The sequence below is a fragment of the Marinobacter subterrani genome (genome assembly GCF_001045555.1).
Lineage (GTDB): Bacteria > Pseudomonadota > Gammaproteobacteria > Pseudomonadales > Oleiphilaceae > Marinobacter > Marinobacter subterrani.
In genome coordinates this window covers 1,600,195-1,615,483 of the sequence record NZ_LFBU01000001.1, presented here as the reverse complement: position 1 = coordinate 1,615,483, position 15,289 = coordinate 1,600,195, and the positions used below count along the sequence as shown (strand labels likewise).

Here is a 15,289-nt window from a genome sequence, read left to right as displayed (position 1 = left end):
CATGAGCGAGCAACCGAAAAAGCCAATGGGCACCCAGGCCACCATCACCATCGAGGCGACCGATCAGGGTGTCCAGGTGGGACTGAGCTTCGCGGACAAGTACCGGGGCCTGGGCAGCGACGAAACCGCCGTGCAGCACCTGGCACTGGTGGGCGTGGAAGCCATACGCGACGCCATCCACGAGATGTTCAAGGTGAAGGAAGAGCAACTGCTTCGCCCGGTGGCCACTACCAAGAGTCACTAAGCGAAACGCCCTACGGGGCGTCTGCCAGGCGTGGTGGCCTGGTACTGATGAGCAGCCAAACAAACCGGAGTGCCGAGCGATGCCTGATATGGAACGACTGACTGACGAGCTGCGGGTGCACCTTGCAAAGACGCCAGAGGACAAGGCGTACGCCCGAGGATTCAACGCTGGCAAGTACTTCGCTCGAAAGCAGGCCGCATGGTGCGTCGTATTCGGGGCAGTAGTTGCCGTCGTGATTAGCGTTCACGCCTGGCACTAAGGAAAGAGGAAGCGGACATGAAGGTGTATGGATTTGATGACGTCGACGTACATCGCGGCGAATTGAGGGCGGCGGAGGCTGAGCCCTGGGGCCTGCGTTTCCCGGGTGAGTTGCAGGCCCGGCTGGACTGGGAGTTTATGTCAACTCGATTTTCTGAGGCTCGCACCGAATTGGTATTGCGGATGGAGCAGCAAGACGTCGATCCGGAATTGATCGAGGGTGTCCGGCGGCTCAAAGCCGGCTGGCTGCCGGTGGAGGAAGCATGATCAAGATTTTAAAAGAACCTACATATGTTGACCTGGCAAGGCTATCCGCTTTGCTGCCTTTTAGGACCGGCCCGGACGAAGGTGTCCTGTGCGTGCGTTTGCTGATGGTCATCTTTTACGCCCGAGATATCGCCGGCAATGCCAGCCCAGAAAATCTAGCCAAGTACCTGAAGGTTGACTCCAGGTTCTGCGGAAGAATGACTGGGCTCTTGAGGCGTCACGGAATGATTTGCATTGATGACGCCGGGGAAGACGAAGGCTGGCCTCTAAGGGCGCTCAATTTGGAGCCGACCATGGAGGGCATCAGCTTTGTCTGTGACCTGAAAGACAAGCACGGGCTCTTTTGGGTAGGCGATGGAACTTACTACACGATCAGAGGCTGAGTTATGAGCAACAACAAGTGGCAGCAATTGGAAGAAGGCCTGTCAGGTTTCTTTTGCAGCGTGGCGGCTGTCGCTGATGGCCACGAATTGACGTTTTTGAGACGCCTGTACAAAGAGCGCCTGGTGGTTGAGGTCTACGTGGATGGCTGGATCGAAGGCCAGTGGTACAAGGCTACGGCGGAAGGCGAGCCTGAGCACCCACAAGCACGATTCTGGCGGCCGTACCGCACCCGTCCTTACAAGCTGAGCGAGTACAAAAGCCTGAAGCGGGTGTTCGGGAAGAAGCGCGCCGATGAGATGACGGCCCTGCAAACCTGCGCCTTCATGCCGTACTGGAACACGCCAAAGAGCCTGGTACGGCACCTGAAGAAACACTTCCCGGATCTCGAACTGAAGCCGGCCAAACAGGAGGACACGCTGTGAGTGACAACCCCTTCCTCAATGACCACGGCTACGGCCCCCAAAGCGCCGCCGATCGCATCTATGCCGTCGAGCGCTTTGATCTGGACGAGTGCCGCGCGGCGCTGGACGTGCCAGGCCTGCAGAAAGCGGTGGCCAACAAGCTGCACAGCCGGATCCGCAAGCTGGAATGGGAGGCCGAGAACCTGCGCCATACCGAACTCGGGCAGGAGCTGCGTTGCACCAAGTGCAACGACTTCTGGCCGGACGACAAAGAGTTCTACTTTCAGGCCGGCGGCCGCAGCCAGCAGCCCTGCAAGGCCTGCTATGCACTATTGCCATCCCGCGCCGCCCGTAAGGCCGGAGCTGCCGCAAGGGTGCAGCCATGAGCATCAATCAACGCGGCCTGGCGCAGGTGCATATCGCGGCCAAAGAACTGGGCATGGACGACGACACCTATCGGGCGCTGCTGGCCCGGGTGGCTGGCGTTCGCAGCGCCAAGCATTTGAACGCGAGGCAGCTCAGCCAGGTGCTGGATGAATTCCGCCGCCTGGGCTGGGTGCCGAAGCCCGGCAAGAAAGCCGGCCGCAAGAAACCACGCACCCCGCCCAGCCGCAAGGCGGTGATGGATAAAGTGGAAGCGCTGCTGGCCGAGGCGGGCCGGCCCTGGGCCTACGCCGACGGCATGGCCCAGCGCATGTTCCAGGTGGATCGGGTGGACTGGCTGGACGATGACCAGCTATTCCGCCTGATGCAGGGACTACTGGTAGACGCACGGCGACACGGGAGAAGAATCAATGGGTAATCACGACCATGAGCAAACCCTGGCCCTATTCGAGGACGAGCTGGACGATTCTATGCTGGAATACATGGACGATCCGGAGATCCTGGCCAAGTGGCCCCAGGGGCTGACCGACATGCTGAGCATTCTGGAGGCCGCGTTCGTTCGGGATGGCGCCGTGGTGGCGGATGCCCGACGGCTGGCCTTCCGGGCCGTGCGTGCGCTGGCCGGTTTCGCCGGCGGCCGCAGCCTGTATGTGCCCAAGGGCGAGCAGCTGGAGACGGCCTTGAGGGACCGGGAGATCTGGGAGCGCCACAACGGCACCAACGTCAGCGAGCTGGCCAAGGCCTACCACTTGACCGAGGTGCAGATTTATTCGATTCTGGCACGCCAGCGCAAGATGATCCGCGCCCGCCTGCAACCGGGGCTGTTCGGCGACTAGCCAGCGCGGTAGTCGCCCGGCCAACGCCTTTTCTCTTTTCCGATTATCCCCCGAATTATTCTCCGACAAATGCCTGAACCGCTGGGCATTTAATAATCCGCTTTATTCCCTCCTTATAGCGCCCCGCCGATAGCCTGAAGGTCACTGAACTGCTGACCACCCACGATCAGGCGAGGCGATCATGACTGAAACCTGCACCACCGACGCATCACCGGTATTGCCCCGGGTGGCGGCTCGTCGTCGCCTGCTCAATACGGTGGCGGACCTTCAGCGCCAGCGCCGCACGGCCGTTCCCGGACCTCTGATCTGCGTGGCCATGAACGCAGCCAACGAACAGGACAAGGCCAAGGTGGCCAACAACCTGGCCGGCCTTCAGACCACCGGTTACCTGGACGTGCAGCCATTGCGCGACAACCCCGATCGCACCGGCTTCCAGCTCACCCCATGGGGACGTGAGCAGCTGGCCCTGGCTGCCGGCAAGGCCAAACCCACTGTGGAAAAATCGTTAGACACCCCGGCCACCACACACACCTCTAACGCACCAGAACCGGCCAAGCCATCCATTGAGATGGCCTGCCTGCTGTGTGAACTCGCCGAAGTCCTGAGCGCCCAGATCGCCGCTGCTCAGAAGGCCAACAACCTGGCTGAGGTGCGCCGGCTGATGGCACTGGGCCGGCGCCTCATTGATACCGAAAAGGAGCTGAGCCAATGAGCCAGATCAGCAAGAACTTCCAGCGCGCCGAGTTTGCCTGCAAATGCGGGTGTGGTTTTGACACCGTAGACGCCGTGCTGCTGCGGGTTGTGCAGGACGTGCGCAAGCACTTCAACGCACCGATCACGATCACCAGTGGCTGTCGCTGTGAATCCCATAACGCCAATGTTGGCGGTAGCCCGAACAGCCAGCACCTGCGCGGCCGTGCCGCTGACATCCAGGTGGAAGGCGTGGATCCGCCACTGGTCAGCCAGTGGCTGGAGAAAACCTACCCCGATCTCAGCATCGGCCGCTATGACACCTTCACCCACATCGACACCCGCACCAACGGCCCCGCCCGTTGGCGCGGATAGGAGAACGCCATGATTGCCTGGCCCGACACCCGAGGTACCCCCAGCCGCACGCTGCCCTTCGTGGCCATCAGTTGGCTGGTGGTCACCGTTAAATTCCTGATTGCCGGCATGACCCTGGGCCCGCTGGGCGAGATGCCCCAAATGGACGCCGGCGTCTATGGCAGCGCTGTGGCGCTGATCCTCGCCATCTGGGTGGGGCGTGAGTGGAAACAGAAAAGCATGGAGGCCAGCCGTGGGAATACTTGAGCTGCTGATCGGTGCCGCCATCGCGGTTTTGGGTGCCCTGGGCTACGCCTTCAAAAAACGGGGCGACGCTGAGAAGGCCACCCGCCAGGCGGAAACCCGACGGGCCGAACACAACCGGGCGGCCAGCGATGCCCAGGCCAGCGCCACCCAGGCCATGGCCAGAACCGGCAAACGCCAGCGCGAGCAGCGTACAAAGCCGGACACGCAGAAACGCGATGACCTGGAGGGCCACTGGTGAGAACACTTGTAAAGAGCTGGTGGTTATTTCTCGTGGTGCTTTTGACCGGCTGCACCACGCCGGCCATTGAGTACGTCACCACACCGTTACCAGTGCCGCCCCGGCCGGAGCTCCCGAGCGTCAGCGGCGAACAGCTCCAGTGCCTGAGCGACGAAACCTACACCGCACTGGTCAACCGGGACCGGCAACGGCGCGACTACGCCGAGCTGCTGGAATCGATCATTCAGAGCACACACACGCCACAGCAGTAAGGGGACGTTATGGGGTGGTTTGATGTTGATCCCGGCTATCTCAAGCTCGGGCTGGATCTGTTGCAGCTGATCGGGCTGGTGTTGCTGGCCGTGTACACCCACATCACCCAACGCAGCAAGGTGAACGCCCGGGCCATCGAGAAGGTCTCGGCAGCGCTCACCCAGCGCATGGACGACAAGGAAGACGATGATGACGAAAAGCGCGGTCACCTGGAAAGCCGGGTTGGCCACCTGGAGCGCCGGATGGACGTGGCGGAGCACCAGCTGACAGTGGTACCCACGCACCACGACATGGCCATCACCCACAAACGGATGAGCCGGGTGGCTGAGCAAATGGAGAACATGAGCGGCCAGATGGTCGCCATGAACCGGCAGTTGGCCATGATCAATGAGTACCTGTTAAACGAGAAGCGGGGTGACACATGAATTACCGCCAGTACACAGCGGCAGACCAACGCCTGGTAATCCTGCAGGCGCTGGAGGAAGACCCCGGATACAGCCACAACGAGGCGGTATTGCGGGGTGTTCTGGGCAGTGTGGGGCATGAGCTGTCCCGGGATGCGCTGCGCACGGAGCTGGCCTGGCTTCAGGAACAGGGACTGGTGACGCTGACACAGGCCGGAGACATTCAAGTGGCGCGCCTGACCGCCCGGGGCGAGGACGTGGCCCTGGGCCGTGCCCGCGTGCCCGGCGTGGCGCGGCCGCGCCTGGAGGGCTGAACCATGGGCCGAGTGAGACCGGGCAGTGTTGAGCGCCTGCCGGACGACGTGCGCGAGCAGCTGCAAGCGCTGCTGCGCGACCCCCGCGTTACCCAGTTGCAGGCCACGGCGCGAATCAACGACATCCTGGAGGCGGAAGGGCACGAAGAGCGCCTGAGCAAGAGCGCCGTCAACCGCTACGCCGTGCGCATGAACCAGGTGGGTGAGAAACTGCGCCAGAGCCGCGAAGTGGCGGAGATGTGGATTGCCAAGCTGGGTGCACAGCCTCAGGGCCAGCTCGGCAACCTGGTGAACGAGATGCTCCGCTCCATGGCCTTTGACCTGGCGCTGAAGCTCCAGGAGGGCGAGCTGACTGAAGAGTCCATGCCGGCGGTGATTGAGATGGTCAAGGAACTGTCCCTGTCCGTTACCCGGCTGGAGCGGGCCAGCTCCGAGAACGTCAAGCGCGAGGCGGAGATCCGCAAACAGGAACGTGAACGCGCGGCGGAAGAAGCGGCTGCGAGCGCCGAGAGCGCCGCCCGGGCCCAGGGCCTGTCCAAAGAGGGCGTGGCCGCCCTGCGTGCGGCCATTCTTGAGGGCATGGCATGAACCAGAAGCCCCTCGCCCAGGCTGTGGCCGACGCGAGCCAGCCGGTCAGCACCGCTGCCATCCTGCTGGGTTACCAGCAGAAGTGGGTGGCGGATAACAGCGCTGTAAAGGTGATTGAGAAAAGCCGCCGGATCGGCCTGTCCTACGCCGAGGCGGCTGACGATGTTCTGTACGCGGCCAGCGACGAGGGCGCCAACGTCTATTACATCTCCTACAACAAGGAGATGACCCAGGGGTTTATCCAGGACTGCGCCGGCTGGGCCAAGGCATACCAGGCTGCTGCCAGCCAGATCGAGGAGTCCGTGATCGAAGCGGATGACAAACAGATCCTCACCTACACTATCAAGTTTGATTCCGGCCATCAGATCCAGGCGTTCACCAGCAACCCGCGCAACCTGCGCTCCAAGGGCCGGCCCGGTGAGCGCCTGGTGATTGATGAGGCCGCCTTCGTCGACGACATCGAGGAGCTGCTGAAGGCCGCCATGGCCATGACCATCTGGGGCGGCCAGATCCGCATCATCAGCACCCACAACGGCGAGGACAACCCGTTCAATACGCTGATCAACGACATCCGCGCCGGGCGTTACGACTACAGCCTGCACCGTGTGGACCTGGACAACGCCCTGGCCGATGGCCTGTACCGGCGCATCTGCCAGGTCACCGGTCAGACCTGGACCCGCGAGGCGGAGGTGCAGTGGCGCCAGCAACTGATCAACCGCTACAAGCCCAACGAAGACGAGGAGCTGTTCTGCATTCCGGCCCTGGGTGGCGGCAGCTACCTGACACGGGTACAGGTGGAGGCCTGCATGGCCGATGCCCCGGTGCTGCGCTTTGACGGTACCCGCGAGTTCAACGCCCTGCCGGAACCTGCCCGCCGGGACGCCATGGGCGACTGGATCCGCGAGCACCTGGAGCCCGTGCTGCGCACCCTGGACCGGCAGCGCCGCCATGCCCTGGGCCAGGACTTTGCCCGCAGCGGTGACCTGTCGGTGATTGCCCCCATGGAGATCGGCTCCACCCTGCACCGCACGGTGCCGTTCCTGGTGGAGATGCACAACGTGCCGTTCAAGCAGCAGGAACAGGTGCTGTTCGCCGTTGGCAACGGCCTGCCCAGGCTGTGCGGCGTGGCCATCGACAGCCGGGGCAACGGCAGTTACCTGGGCGAGGCCGCCCGGGATGAGTGGGGCTCACTGGTGGACCAGGTGATGGCCACCGAAAACTGGTACCGCGAGCGCATGCCCAAGCACAAGGCCCGGTTTGAGGATGGCGGCATTACCATCCCTAAGAGTGACGAGCTGCTGGAAGACTACCGCGCCTTTACCCTGGTGCGCGGTGTGGCCCGACTGCCGGAGGGCAAGACCAACAAGGCCGGCACCCGCCACGGTGACGCCGCCATGGCCATCGTGCTGGCCGACAGCGCCTCCGATATGGACGGCGTGGAAATCGAATTCACCCCGGCACCCCGCCCGGGCAGCCACAACGATGACGACGGGGACAATTTGAATCTATCCGGCTTTGGCATTGGAGGTGGTGCATGGTGAACGGACTGAAACGCCTGGCCGGCCGCCTGTTTGGCGATGACGGCGAAGGCAAGGAAGACCTGGGCAAGGCCCTGGAAGAACAGCAGACCCAGGAGGCCCGCGTGGGCATCCTGCGCCGGGAGTTTGCGGAGCACCCCACCAAGGGGCTGACCCCGGCCAGGCTGTACGAGATCCTGGAAGCCGCCGAGCACGGCGATCCCAAGGCCCAGCACGAACTGTTCGAGGACATGGAAGAGAAAGACCCCCAGATCGGTGCGGATCTGGGCAAGCGCCGGCAGCTGGCCGCCGAACTGGAGTGGCAGATTGTGCCGCCGGATGGTGCGAGCAGCGCCGAGCGTAAGGCCGCCGAGCACGCCGCCGAGGTTTTCAGCTCGCTGGAAGTGGAAGACCTGATCCTGGACATGGGCTCCGCCATCGGCCATGGCTTTTCCAATTTGGAGTTGTCCTGGGGCCGTGATGGCAGCCTGCGCTACATCGAGCAGCCGCAGCTGCGGCCGCAGTCTTGGTTCCGCCTGCACCCGGATGACCAGAACCAGCTCACCCTGCGTGACATGAGCCTGACCGGTGCACCACTATGGCCACTGGGCTGGGTTCAGCACCGGCACAAGGCCAAGCCCGGCTACATCGCCCGCAGCGGCCTGCACCGCATGCTGGTGTGGCCGTACCTGTTCCAGAACTACGCCCTGGGCGACCTGGCCCAGCTGCTGGAGATCTACGGCATGCCGGCGCGGGTGGGCAAGTACCCCCGCAACGCCTCCGACAAGGAAAAAGCCACCCTGTTGCGGGCGGTGGTCACCCTGGGCCAGAACGCTGCCGGCATCATCCCCGAAGGCATGGCCATCGACTTCCTGGAAGCGGCCCAGGGCCGGGCCGATGTGTACGTGGCCATGATGAACTGGTGCGAGCGCGCCAAGGCCAAGGCCATCCTGGGCGGCACGCTCACCAGCGGCACGGGCGAAGGCACCAACACCAATGCTCTGGGTAATGTTCATGAGCGCGGCCAGGCCAGCCTGATCCGTTCCGACGTGCGCCAGTACGCCGGCACCATTCGCCGGGATATTCTGTGGCCGATGGCCTGCCTGAACTACGGCATCGAGAAGGTCAACCGGGCCCCGCGCTTCTACCTCGACATGGGCGAGACCGAGGACTACAAGACGCTGTCGGAGTCATTGCCGGTGTTTGTCGACATGGGTGCGCGCATCCCCACCTGGTGGCTGCATGAGCGCACCGGCATTCCCCGAGCGGCTGACGACGACGAAGTGCTGCAGCCGAAACAGAAGCCGGAGGCCCCTGGCCTGAGTGTGCTGCGCCAGGCACTGACGGCCCAACCCGACACCCCGCAACCGATAGCAGCCCTGCGCCAGGACGAGCCCAACCTGGATGGCGAGGAGCAGGCCGCACAGTTGGAGACTCTGGCCAAAGCCGCCGCCGAGGCCGAGACCGCCCAGGTGGAAGCCATTCGCCAGGCGGTGGAACAGGCCGAGAGTCTGGAAGACCTGCGCGACCGCCTGGTGGAGCTGTCGGCGAGCCTGCCGATCGGCAACCTGGCGGAGGTGATGGGCGATGCCCTGGCCGCCGCCCAGCTGGCCGGTCGTGCCGACCTGCTGGATGAGGTGCGCTGATGGCCGTGCGCTATGGCAACCTGCCGTTCCGGGAACAGATCGAGTACCTGCGCGAGAAGGTGGCCGTGCCCACCCGCGCCTGGACCGACATCTACGGCCGCGAGAACGATCACGCCTTCATGGTCGCTGGTGCCAATCGCATGGCCATCGTGGAGGACTTCCAGCGCTCGGTGCTCAAGGCCATCGAGAACGGCACCACCCTGCAGGACTTCCGCAAGGACTTCGACCAGATCGTGGAGCGCCACGGCTGGAGCTACAACGGCTCCCGGGGCTGGCGCACGCGGGTGATCTACGAAACCAACCTGATGCAGAGCTACAACGCCGGACGTGAAGCGCAGATGGCGGACCCGGAGCTGCGCCGCCTGCGGCCGTTCGGGCTCTACCGCCACGGCGGCAGCGAGAACCCCCGCCCGGAACACCTGGCCAACGATGGCAAGGTGGTGCCGCTGGACGATCCCTGGTGGGGTGTGTGGAGCCCGAAGAATGGCTGGGGCTGCACCTGCAAGAAGTACATGATCAGCCGGGCCGAGGCCGAGCGCCGGGGCTACACCGTGCTGGACCAGGGCCCGGAGATCGAGTGGGAGGAGAAAGTGGTGGGGGCCAATGGCCCCAGCCCACGCACCGTGCGTGTACCGAAGGGTATCGACCCCGGCTTTGAGCACCGCCCGGGTGCCGATCGGGTGCGCAGCGTAACCCCGCCGCAACTGGACGGCCCGTTACGCGGCACACGCGGGCCATTCCCGCCCCGGCCAGCGACTGACCCGATGCCCGGGCCCCGCCGCTTTGGCGTTGATCTGCCGGACCAGGCGGAGAGCGACACGGCCGCCGTGGACCGATTCCTCGGTGTGTTCGGTGCCCGCCGTGGTGGTGAACCCGTGCGCTTTGATGACGCCGTTGGTGAGCCTCTGCCCATCAGCGAGGCGCTGTTCCAGGCCGCTGACGATGCCTGGCAGTTGCCGGCCGGCACCGACCGCCGATACCTGGGCGTGCTGGCCGAGGCGCTGCGCGATCCGGACGAGATCTGGGTGGCGGCCGAGCTGCCCGGCGATGACCAGCGGGCGGTGTTGCGCCGGCGTTACCTGGCCCGTTTTGCGCTGCCAGGTGATGAGGGCGTGGCCGTGGCCATCTTTGAGTGGGGCCGCGATGGCTGGGCGGGTACCACCGCCACCGGAGAAGACAACGCCGAGCTGCAGCGCCTGCGCCAGGGCGTGCGGCTGTACCGCCGGGGTGAGGACGACTGATGGCCGGGGTGAACCTGCAATGGCGCATCGAGACCGAGCGGCTGGAGCGAGCCCTGCAGGCGCTGGCCGACCGGGGCGGCAACGCCCGCCCCGCGTTCGAGGCCATCGGCGAAGACCTGCTGCTGAGCCACCGCGACCGGTTCGACGCCCAGGAGAGCCCGGAAGGCGAACCGTGGGAGCCCCTGAGCGAGGCCTACCGCAAACGGAAGAAGCGCCGCAAGGATGAGATCCTGGTATTGAACACCTATCTGCGAGACACTCAGCGCTACCGGGCCGATGCGGACCAGCTCGAGTACGGCAGCGATCGGGTGTACGCAGCTACCCACCAGTTCGGTGACGATGAGCGCGGTATTCCGGCCCGCCCCTGGCTGGGCCTGTCACCGGATGATGAGCGTGCTGCCGTGCAGACCCTGCTCGATTTCATGGGCCACCCCCTGGGTTTGAATTAAGCAACGCCCTCAGAGCCGCTACAGCGACTCAGAAAGCCCACCCGGGGCGATGGCACCAGAAAACCCCGAAAGGCCCGTTAGACCCGCGTTAGATTTCCTCCAGCGGGCCATCCGATCCGACAGTCTGACCCACGGTTGCGCGAAGCGCCCACCCACACCTCAAAAACTACCAAACCGCTTTATATCCTGACTCCACCCCGGGGCCGGCAATCTGGCCCCATGAACCGACACGCAGTGAACACCCAGACCCTTGCAGCCTGCAGCCAGGCCACCACCCGCCAACCCATTGCGGTGTGCGCCCTGGAAGTGCGGCTGGCCGACGACAAGACCCGGCTGATCCCTGCCGGCCGCTTTGATGCGCCCCGGGGCTCCATGGCGGGCCAGGGGCCGTGGGTGCTGGATGAAGCCGGCGCCCAGGCCGTGATCCGCAAGGCGTCCAGCCGCAGCACCGACATCGCCATCGACTACGAGCACCAGATTCTGCTGTCGGAGGTCAACGGCAAGCCGGCCCCGGCGGCCGGTTGGGTGGACCCTCGCTCACTGGAGTGGCGGGAGGACGGCCTGTATGGCCGCATCGACTGGACCGACAAGGCGCGCGCCGCCATTGAGGCCCGGGAGTACCGCTACCTCTCCCCTGTGTTCCCGTACCACGCCAGCACTGGCGCGGTGCTGGATCTGTTGCATCTCGCACTCACCAACACGCCTGCCATCGACGACGGCGCCATCACTGAGCTGGCCGCCGCCCGCATGGCAACCCATGAAGCCGAACACGAGGAGGAAGACTCCGTGAAACGTGAACAGTTGATCAAGGCGCTGGGCCTCAAAGCCGACGCCACCGACGAGCAGATCGACCAGCACCTGGCCGCCCTGAAAGCCAAAGCCAGCCAGGCAGACGAAGTGCGCCAGGCCCTGGAACTGGGCGATGACGAAAAGCCGGCCGAGGCCGTGGCCGCGCTCAAGAGCAAGGCCGGCAAAGCCGCTGAACCAGACCTGACCCAGTACGTGCCCCGCGCGGTTTACAACGAAGTGAATCAGCAGCTGGCCGCCCTGAAGCAAGGCGGTGACCAGCAGGAGCTGAACAACCTGGTGGAGGAAGGCCTCAAGGATGGCCGCATCGCCGGCAAGGCGCACGCCGAATGGCTGAAGAGCCAGGGCCTGGCCGCGCTCAAGGCACACCTGAAGGACGCCCCGGGTATTGCCGCCCTCAAGGGCACCCAGACCAACGGCCGGCAGCCTGAAGGCAACAACGACGGTGAGCTGACCGAAGAGCAGCTGGCCGTGTGCAAGAACATGGGCCTGGACCCCAAGACCTACAAAGAGACGCTGGCCAGCCAGGCCTGAGCGTTGAACCACTGACCGAATAACGGGAGGACACCCTGATGGTAGCGGCCACCAAAAACCGAAACACCCCGACCCGCGCCGGTTACAGCCGGGGCCACGCCGTCAAGGCAGGCGTGATTGCCTACGCCGGCACGATCGCTGTAATGGGCGCGGGCGGCTTTGCCGAGCCGGGCATCACGGCCACCGGGCTGACCGCCCTGGGCCGATTCGACGAGTTTGTGGATAACTCAGGCGGTGCCGACGGCGACAAGGAAGTGACCATTTCCCGTGGTTGCTTTCATTTTGCCAACAGTGCCGGCGCTGACGAGGTTGTGCGCGCCGACATCGGCAAGCTCTGTTACATCGTCGACAACCAGACGGTGGCCAAGACCGACGCCACCGCCACCCGCTCAGTGGCAGGCATCGTCGATGGCGTCGACGACACCGGCGTCTGGGTAAACATCGACCCGACCAACGGCGTGAACGCCTAACCGATAACCTAGGAGCCATCCGATGGATTTGACCAACGCAAGCCTGCAGGCGCTGTTCCAGGCCTACAGAATGAACTTCCAGCAGGGCATGACCTCGCTGGGCGACCAGGGCTCCCTGTACGAGAGCTTCTGTACCGTGGTGCCCAGCACCACCGCCGTGGAGGTGTACCCCTTCCTCAAAACCCTGCCGCGTTTGCGCGAATGGGTAGGTGATCGGGTTATCCACTCCCTCGAGGGCGCGGACTTCTCGATCAAGAACCGCAAGTTCGAGCTGACCGAGGGCGTGCCCCGCGACAGCATCGAGGACGACACCTACGGTCTGTATGGGCCGGTGTTCCAGGAGTTCGGCCGCAGCTCCCGCGAGCATCCGAACGAACTGGCGGTGGAAGTACTCACGGCTAACCCCGAGTGCTACGACGGCCAGCCGCTGTTCGACACCGACCACCCGGTGCTGGATGAGAACGGCGCGGAACAGTCCGTGAGCAACGACATGGGCGGTGTTGGCCCGGCCTGGTACGTGATGGACCTGACCCGCGCGATCAAGCCGCTGGTGTTCCAGCGCCGCCGGGACTATGACTTCCGCTCGATTACCAGCCTGACGGACTCCGAAGTGTTCATGAAGGACAAGTTCCTGTTCGGCGTGGATGCCCGGGTGAACGCAGGCCCCGGCCTGTGGCAGTTGGTGGTGCGGTCCCGCCAGGACTTCACGGCGGCCAACTACGAGGCTGCCCGCAAACGCCTGCAGGAGCTGAAAGGCGACTACGGCCGCCCGCTGGCGTTGCGCCATAGCCACACCATGGTGCCCAACAACCTGGAAGGCCCCGCGCGCAAGGTGCTGCAGAACGCCCTGGCCGCCGGCGGCGAGACCAACGAATGGGCCAACACCTCCACCCTGGTGATGAACTCCTGGCTGCCCAGCAGCTAAGGCAGTAGGCACCCGGTAAAGCGTTAGAAAACCCGCCCTCGCGTGGGGCGGGTTTTTTCAGGAGACCGATCATGGCAGCACGCAAGAGCACCGCAAAAACCAAGGCCGCCGCCAGCACCAAGGCAGCGGAACCGAATACCCAACCTGGCCAGGGCGCCAAGGAAACCGAAGCAACGGAGCCGGCCAAGGACCAGGCCGCCAAGGAAGGCACCACCGATAACGCCCAGGCACCGCAAGCGCCAGAGAGTGCGAGCGCCACGGGCGAGGCTGGGCAGCACGTTGCAGAGCCGGCTGGCGACGCCAAGCCCGAGGACGCCCAGGGTGACAACACCCAGGAAACCGGCAACCAGAATGACCAGGGCGAGCAGACCCCAGACCCGGAGGGCGACAACGACAACCCGCCCGAGGGCGAGAAGGCCGCGCTGTGGGTGCGTACCCGCCGCCGTGTGGGCAGTCGCCGGCGTGCCGGCATTCGCTTTGGCCGCGAGCCCATCGGTGTGGACCTGGAGTCCCTCACCGACGAGCAGGTGAAAGCGATCAAGGAAGACCCGGCACTGATTGTCGAGGACGTGACCTACCCGGCCGAGTCCGAGGAGTAAGCCATCATGCCCTACTGCACCCTGGATGACCTGATCGAGCGGTTCGGCGAGAACGAGCTGCTGGATCTGGTGCCTGACAGCACTGGGGCAGTCATCGACCAGTCGGTGGTCGACAAGGCCATTGAGGACGCCAGTGGCGAGATCGACGGCTTTGTGTCTGCCGGTGGCTATCCGGTGCCGATGGACCCGGTGCCGCGCATCGTCACCGCCTACTGCACGGACATCGCCCGGTACCGGCTCTACGACAACCGGGCAACTGATCAGGTGACCAAGCGCTACGACGACGCGGTCAAGTTCCTGCGCTCCGTGGCCAGCGGCCAGGTAAAGCTGGGCACCCGGGTACCGACGGAATCCTCGGTTGGTGACGCGCAGTTCGACACCGGCCGGCGCACCTTTAACGGCGGTGGCTTCTGATGCTGGCCACCATTGAGGACGCCATCATCGAGCGCTGCCAGGCGGTGCTGGGTGCGCACGTGCGCACGGTGGAGGATCTGCCGGGGCGCTGGAGCGAGGCCACCCTGCGCGCAGCGCTGCGAAGAACACCAGGTGTTTACGTGGCCTGGGGTGGCAGCAGCGGCGGTGGCGACAACACCCAGGCCACCACCAATGCCCGATACGTGGTTTACGTGGTGACCTCCCACGCCAGTGGCGAGCGTGAACGCCGCCGGGGCAACAGCCGCCAGGTGGGCGCTTACGAATTGGTGGAGCGCGTGGCGCCTGCCGTGCATGGGCTGAAGGTGGACAATATCGGCAGCCTGAGCCTGGAGAGCATCGACAACCTGTACTCCGACCGGTTCGACAAGGAAGGCGTGGTGATCTACGGCCTGGCCTACCGGCTGCGGTTGACCTTCCCGCCCGCCTTTGATGTGAACACTTTGAACGATTTTGAGCTTTACACCGGCACCCATCAGGTGGGTGATGCGGACGATCCCGAGCTGCAAAGCCGGGCAGATCTGAACCAGCCAGAGTAGGAGGAGTGATCCGTGGCCAAAGAACGCATTTACGTGAAGCCTCGCCAGCGTGACCCGGCCAAACCCGCCGCCGGTGTGCTGCAGGTGCGCCGGGAGAACGGCACGCCGATCCCGGACGAGGGCGCCTGGGTAGAACCCAGCCAGTACATCCGCCGTCGCCTGCGCGATGGCGACCTGGTAACGGCCACCGCCCCGAAAAAGGCGAGTGCCAAAACCGCCGCCAAATCCACTGACACCCAGGAGTAAGCC

Annotated in this window: 26 protein-coding genes and 1 other RNA gene; all 27 read left to right on the top strand. The window is 64.5% G+C overall.

From position 1 onward, the window contains the following. Nucleotide 1: 1 nt before the first annotated feature. The 27 genes from msub_RS07655 (at nucleotide 2) to msub_RS07525 (ending at nucleotide 15,286) form a co-directional block, all read left to right on the top strand. A complete protein-coding gene (locus tag msub_RS07655; protein WP_048495455.1) occupies nucleotides 2-244 on the top strand; it encodes a hypothetical protein in 243 nt (80 codons plus the stop codon). Then, nucleotides 243-305, top strand: an RNA gene (locus msub_RS21025) — hammerhead ribozyme type II. Before msub_RS07655 ends, msub_RS21025 begins: the two co-directional genes overlap by 2 nt. Before the next feature lie 215 nt (nucleotides 306-520). Continuing rightward, nucleotides 521-769, top strand: coding sequence for a hypothetical protein (locus msub_RS07645; protein WP_048495453.1), 249 nt, complete (start codon nucleotides 521-523; stop codon nucleotides 767-769). Beyond that, on the top strand, nucleotides 766-1,152 hold the full coding sequence (locus msub_RS07640) for a hypothetical protein (RefSeq protein WP_048495452.1): 387 nt from the start codon (nucleotides 766-768) through the stop codon (nucleotides 1,150-1,152). The genes msub_RS07645 and msub_RS07640 overlap by 4 nt, the downstream gene beginning before the upstream one ends. A 3-nt stretch (nucleotides 1,153-1,155) precedes the next feature. Further along, nucleotides 1,156-1,575, top strand: a complete 420-nt coding sequence (locus msub_RS07635) for a hypothetical protein (protein WP_048495451.1) — start codon at nucleotides 1,156-1,158, stop codon at nucleotides 1,573-1,575. Further along, the gene (locus msub_RS21760) at nucleotides 1,572-1,940 is read left to right on the top strand and encodes a hypothetical protein (protein ID WP_197083802.1); all 369 of its coding nucleotides are present in this window, start codon (nucleotides 1,572-1,574) and stop codon (nucleotides 1,938-1,940) included. Before msub_RS07635 ends, msub_RS21760 begins: the two co-directional genes overlap by 4 nt. Beyond that, on the top strand, nucleotides 1,937-2,356 hold the full coding sequence (locus tag msub_RS07625) for a gp16 family protein (protein ID WP_048495450.1): 420 nt from the start codon (nucleotides 1,937-1,939) through the stop codon (nucleotides 2,354-2,356). The genes msub_RS21760 and msub_RS07625 overlap by 4 nt, the downstream gene beginning before the upstream one ends. Further along, nucleotides 2,349-2,774, top strand: coding sequence for a Mor transcription activator family protein (locus msub_RS07620; protein ID WP_048495449.1), 426 nt, complete (start codon nucleotides 2,349-2,351; stop codon nucleotides 2,772-2,774). The genes msub_RS07625 and msub_RS07620 overlap by 8 nt, the downstream gene beginning before the upstream one ends. A gap of 181 nt (nucleotides 2,775-2,955) precedes the next feature. Beyond that, a complete protein-coding gene (locus tag msub_RS07615; RefSeq protein WP_048495448.1) occupies nucleotides 2,956-3,486 on the top strand; it encodes a hypothetical protein in 531 nt (176 codons plus the stop codon). After that, nucleotides 3,483-3,839 (top strand): D-Ala-D-Ala carboxypeptidase family metallohydrolase, encoded by a 357-nt coding sequence (locus tag msub_RS07610; RefSeq protein ID WP_048495447.1) that lies wholly within the window; start codon nucleotides 3,483-3,485, stop codon nucleotides 3,837-3,839. Before msub_RS07615 ends, msub_RS07610 begins: the two co-directional genes overlap by 4 nt. Nucleotides 3,840-3,848: 9 nt before the next feature. Further along, nucleotides 3,849-4,085, top strand: a complete 237-nt coding sequence (locus msub_RS07605) for a hypothetical protein (protein WP_048495446.1) — start codon at nucleotides 3,849-3,851, stop codon at nucleotides 4,083-4,085. Then, nucleotides 4,072-4,323, top strand: a complete 252-nt coding sequence (locus msub_RS07600; RefSeq protein WP_048495445.1) for a hypothetical protein — start codon at nucleotides 4,072-4,074, stop codon at nucleotides 4,321-4,323. Before msub_RS07605 ends, msub_RS07600 begins: the two co-directional genes overlap by 14 nt. After that, nucleotides 4,320-4,574: a hypothetical protein gene (locus msub_RS07595; RefSeq protein WP_197083801.1), complete on the top strand. Its 255-nt coding sequence runs from the start codon at nucleotides 4,320-4,322 to the stop codon at nucleotides 4,572-4,574. The genes msub_RS07600 and msub_RS07595 overlap by 4 nt, the downstream gene beginning before the upstream one ends. Before the next feature lie 9 nt (nucleotides 4,575-4,583). Continuing rightward, on the top strand, nucleotides 4,584-5,000 hold the full coding sequence (locus msub_RS07590; protein ID WP_048495444.1) for a hypothetical protein: 417 nt from the start codon (nucleotides 4,584-4,586) through the stop codon (nucleotides 4,998-5,000). Continuing rightward, nucleotides 4,997-5,293, top strand: coding sequence for a VpaChn25_0724 family phage protein (locus msub_RS07585; protein WP_048495443.1), 297 nt, complete (start codon nucleotides 4,997-4,999; stop codon nucleotides 5,291-5,293). The genes msub_RS07590 and msub_RS07585 overlap by 4 nt, the downstream gene beginning before the upstream one ends. 3 nt (nucleotides 5,294-5,296) lie before the next feature. Beyond that, nucleotides 5,297-5,881, top strand: coding sequence for a DUF3486 family protein (locus msub_RS07580; RefSeq protein ID WP_048495442.1), 585 nt, complete (start codon nucleotides 5,297-5,299; stop codon nucleotides 5,879-5,881). After that, nucleotides 5,878-7,422 carry a terminase large subunit domain-containing protein gene (locus msub_RS07575; protein WP_082146432.1) on the top strand — a complete coding sequence of 515 codons (1,545 nt, stop codon included), beginning with the start codon at nucleotides 5,878-5,880 and terminating at the stop codon, nucleotides 7,420-7,422. Before msub_RS07580 ends, msub_RS07575 begins: the two co-directional genes overlap by 4 nt. Next, the gene (locus msub_RS07570) at nucleotides 7,416-9,044 is read left to right on the top strand and encodes a DUF935 domain-containing protein (protein ID WP_048495441.1); all 1,629 of its coding nucleotides are present in this window, start codon (nucleotides 7,416-7,418) and stop codon (nucleotides 9,042-9,044) included. Before msub_RS07575 ends, msub_RS07570 begins: the two co-directional genes overlap by 7 nt. Beyond that, the gene (locus tag msub_RS07565; protein ID WP_048495440.1) at nucleotides 9,044-10,285 is read left to right on the top strand and encodes a PBECR2 nuclease fold domain-containing protein; all 1,242 of its coding nucleotides are present in this window, start codon (nucleotides 9,044-9,046) and stop codon (nucleotides 10,283-10,285) included. Before msub_RS07570 ends, msub_RS07565 begins: the two co-directional genes overlap by 1 nt. Next, the gene (locus msub_RS07560; protein WP_053077942.1) at nucleotides 10,285-10,734 is read left to right on the top strand and encodes a phage virion morphogenesis protein; all 450 of its coding nucleotides are present in this window, start codon (nucleotides 10,285-10,287) and stop codon (nucleotides 10,732-10,734) included. The genes msub_RS07565 and msub_RS07560 overlap by 1 nt, the downstream gene beginning before the upstream one ends. Nucleotides 10,735-10,953: 219 nt before the next feature. After that, nucleotides 10,954-12,075 (top strand): phage protease, encoded by a 1,122-nt coding sequence (locus msub_RS07555; RefSeq protein WP_048495439.1) that lies wholly within the window; start codon nucleotides 10,954-10,956, stop codon nucleotides 12,073-12,075. 38 nt (nucleotides 12,076-12,113) lie between these two features. Then, a complete protein-coding gene (locus tag msub_RS07550) occupies nucleotides 12,114-12,545 on the top strand; it encodes a hypothetical protein (RefSeq protein WP_048495438.1) in 432 nt (143 codons plus the stop codon). Nucleotides 12,546-12,567: 22 nt separating this feature from the next. Next, the gene (locus msub_RS07545) at nucleotides 12,568-13,470 is read left to right on the top strand and encodes a Mu-like prophage major head subunit gpT family protein (RefSeq protein ID WP_048495437.1); all 903 of its coding nucleotides are present in this window, start codon (nucleotides 12,568-12,570) and stop codon (nucleotides 13,468-13,470) included. Between the two features lie 71 nt (nucleotides 13,471-13,541). Then, complete coding sequence (locus msub_RS07540) at nucleotides 13,542-14,069, top strand: hypothetical protein (RefSeq protein ID WP_048495436.1); 528 nt, start codon at nucleotides 13,542-13,544, stop codon at nucleotides 14,067-14,069. 6 nt (nucleotides 14,070-14,075) lie between these two features. Beyond that, on the top strand, nucleotides 14,076-14,483 hold the full coding sequence (locus msub_RS07535; RefSeq protein WP_053077941.1) for a gp436 family protein: 408 nt from the start codon (nucleotides 14,076-14,078) through the stop codon (nucleotides 14,481-14,483). Then, complete coding sequence (locus tag msub_RS07530) at nucleotides 14,483-15,040, top strand: phage protein Gp37 (RefSeq protein WP_048495435.1); 558 nt, start codon at nucleotides 14,483-14,485, stop codon at nucleotides 15,038-15,040. The genes msub_RS07535 and msub_RS07530 overlap by 1 nt, the downstream gene beginning before the upstream one ends. Nucleotides 15,041-15,052: 12 nt before the next feature. Continuing rightward, entirely contained in the window at nucleotides 15,053-15,286 is a 234-nt protein-coding gene (locus msub_RS07525; RefSeq protein WP_048495434.1) for a DUF2635 domain-containing protein, read from the top strand. The last annotated feature ends 3 nt before the right edge of the window (nucleotides 15,287-15,289 follow it).

Coding starts and splice junctions, on each gene's coding strand:
- msub_RS07655 (WP_048495455.1), top strand. CDS start 2: ATGAGCGAGCAACCGAAAAAGCCAATGGGCACCCAGGCCACCATCACC.
- msub_RS07645 (WP_048495453.1), top strand. CDS start 521: ATGAAGGTGTATGGATTTGATGACGTCGACGTACATCGCGGCGAATTG.
- msub_RS07640 (WP_048495452.1), top strand. CDS start 766: ATGATCAAGATTTTAAAAGAACCTACATATGTTGACCTGGCAAGGCTA.
- msub_RS07635 (WP_048495451.1), top strand. CDS start 1,156: ATGAGCAACAACAAGTGGCAGCAATTGGAAGAAGGCCTGTCAGGTTTC.
- msub_RS07625 (WP_048495450.1), top strand. CDS start 1,937: ATGAGCATCAATCAACGCGGCCTGGCGCAGGTGCATATCGCGGCCAAA.
- msub_RS07620 (WP_048495449.1), top strand. CDS start 2,349: ATGGGTAATCACGACCATGAGCAAACCCTGGCCCTATTCGAGGACGAG.
- msub_RS07615 (WP_048495448.1), top strand. CDS start 2,956: ATGACTGAAACCTGCACCACCGACGCATCACCGGTATTGCCCCGGGTG.
- msub_RS07610 (WP_048495447.1), top strand. CDS start 3,483: ATGAGCCAGATCAGCAAGAACTTCCAGCGCGCCGAGTTTGCCTGCAAA.
- msub_RS07605 (WP_048495446.1), top strand. CDS start 3,849: ATGATTGCCTGGCCCGACACCCGAGGTACCCCCAGCCGCACGCTGCCC.
- msub_RS07590 (WP_048495444.1), top strand. CDS start 4,584: ATGGGGTGGTTTGATGTTGATCCCGGCTATCTCAAGCTCGGGCTGGAT.
- msub_RS07585 (WP_048495443.1), top strand. CDS start 4,997: ATGAATTACCGCCAGTACACAGCGGCAGACCAACGCCTGGTAATCCTG.
- msub_RS07580 (WP_048495442.1), top strand. CDS start 5,297: ATGGGCCGAGTGAGACCGGGCAGTGTTGAGCGCCTGCCGGACGACGTG.
- msub_RS07575 (WP_082146432.1), top strand. CDS start 5,878: ATGAACCAGAAGCCCCTCGCCCAGGCTGTGGCCGACGCGAGCCAGCCG.
- msub_RS07570 (WP_048495441.1), top strand. CDS start 7,416: ATGGTGAACGGACTGAAACGCCTGGCCGGCCGCCTGTTTGGCGATGAC.
- msub_RS07565 (WP_048495440.1), top strand. CDS start 9,044: ATGGCCGTGCGCTATGGCAACCTGCCGTTCCGGGAACAGATCGAGTAC.
- msub_RS07560 (WP_053077942.1), top strand. CDS start 10,285: ATGGCCGGGGTGAACCTGCAATGGCGCATCGAGACCGAGCGGCTGGAG.
- msub_RS07555 (WP_048495439.1), top strand. CDS start 10,954: ATGAACCGACACGCAGTGAACACCCAGACCCTTGCAGCCTGCAGCCAG.
- msub_RS07550 (WP_048495438.1), top strand. CDS start 12,114: ATGGTAGCGGCCACCAAAAACCGAAACACCCCGACCCGCGCCGGTTAC.
- msub_RS07545 (WP_048495437.1), top strand. CDS start 12,568: ATGGATTTGACCAACGCAAGCCTGCAGGCGCTGTTCCAGGCCTACAGA.
- msub_RS07540 (WP_048495436.1), top strand. CDS start 13,542: ATGGCAGCACGCAAGAGCACCGCAAAAACCAAGGCCGCCGCCAGCACC.
- msub_RS07535 (WP_053077941.1), top strand. CDS start 14,076: ATGCCCTACTGCACCCTGGATGACCTGATCGAGCGGTTCGGCGAGAAC.
- msub_RS07530 (WP_048495435.1), top strand. CDS start 14,483: ATGCTGGCCACCATTGAGGACGCCATCATCGAGCGCTGCCAGGCGGTG.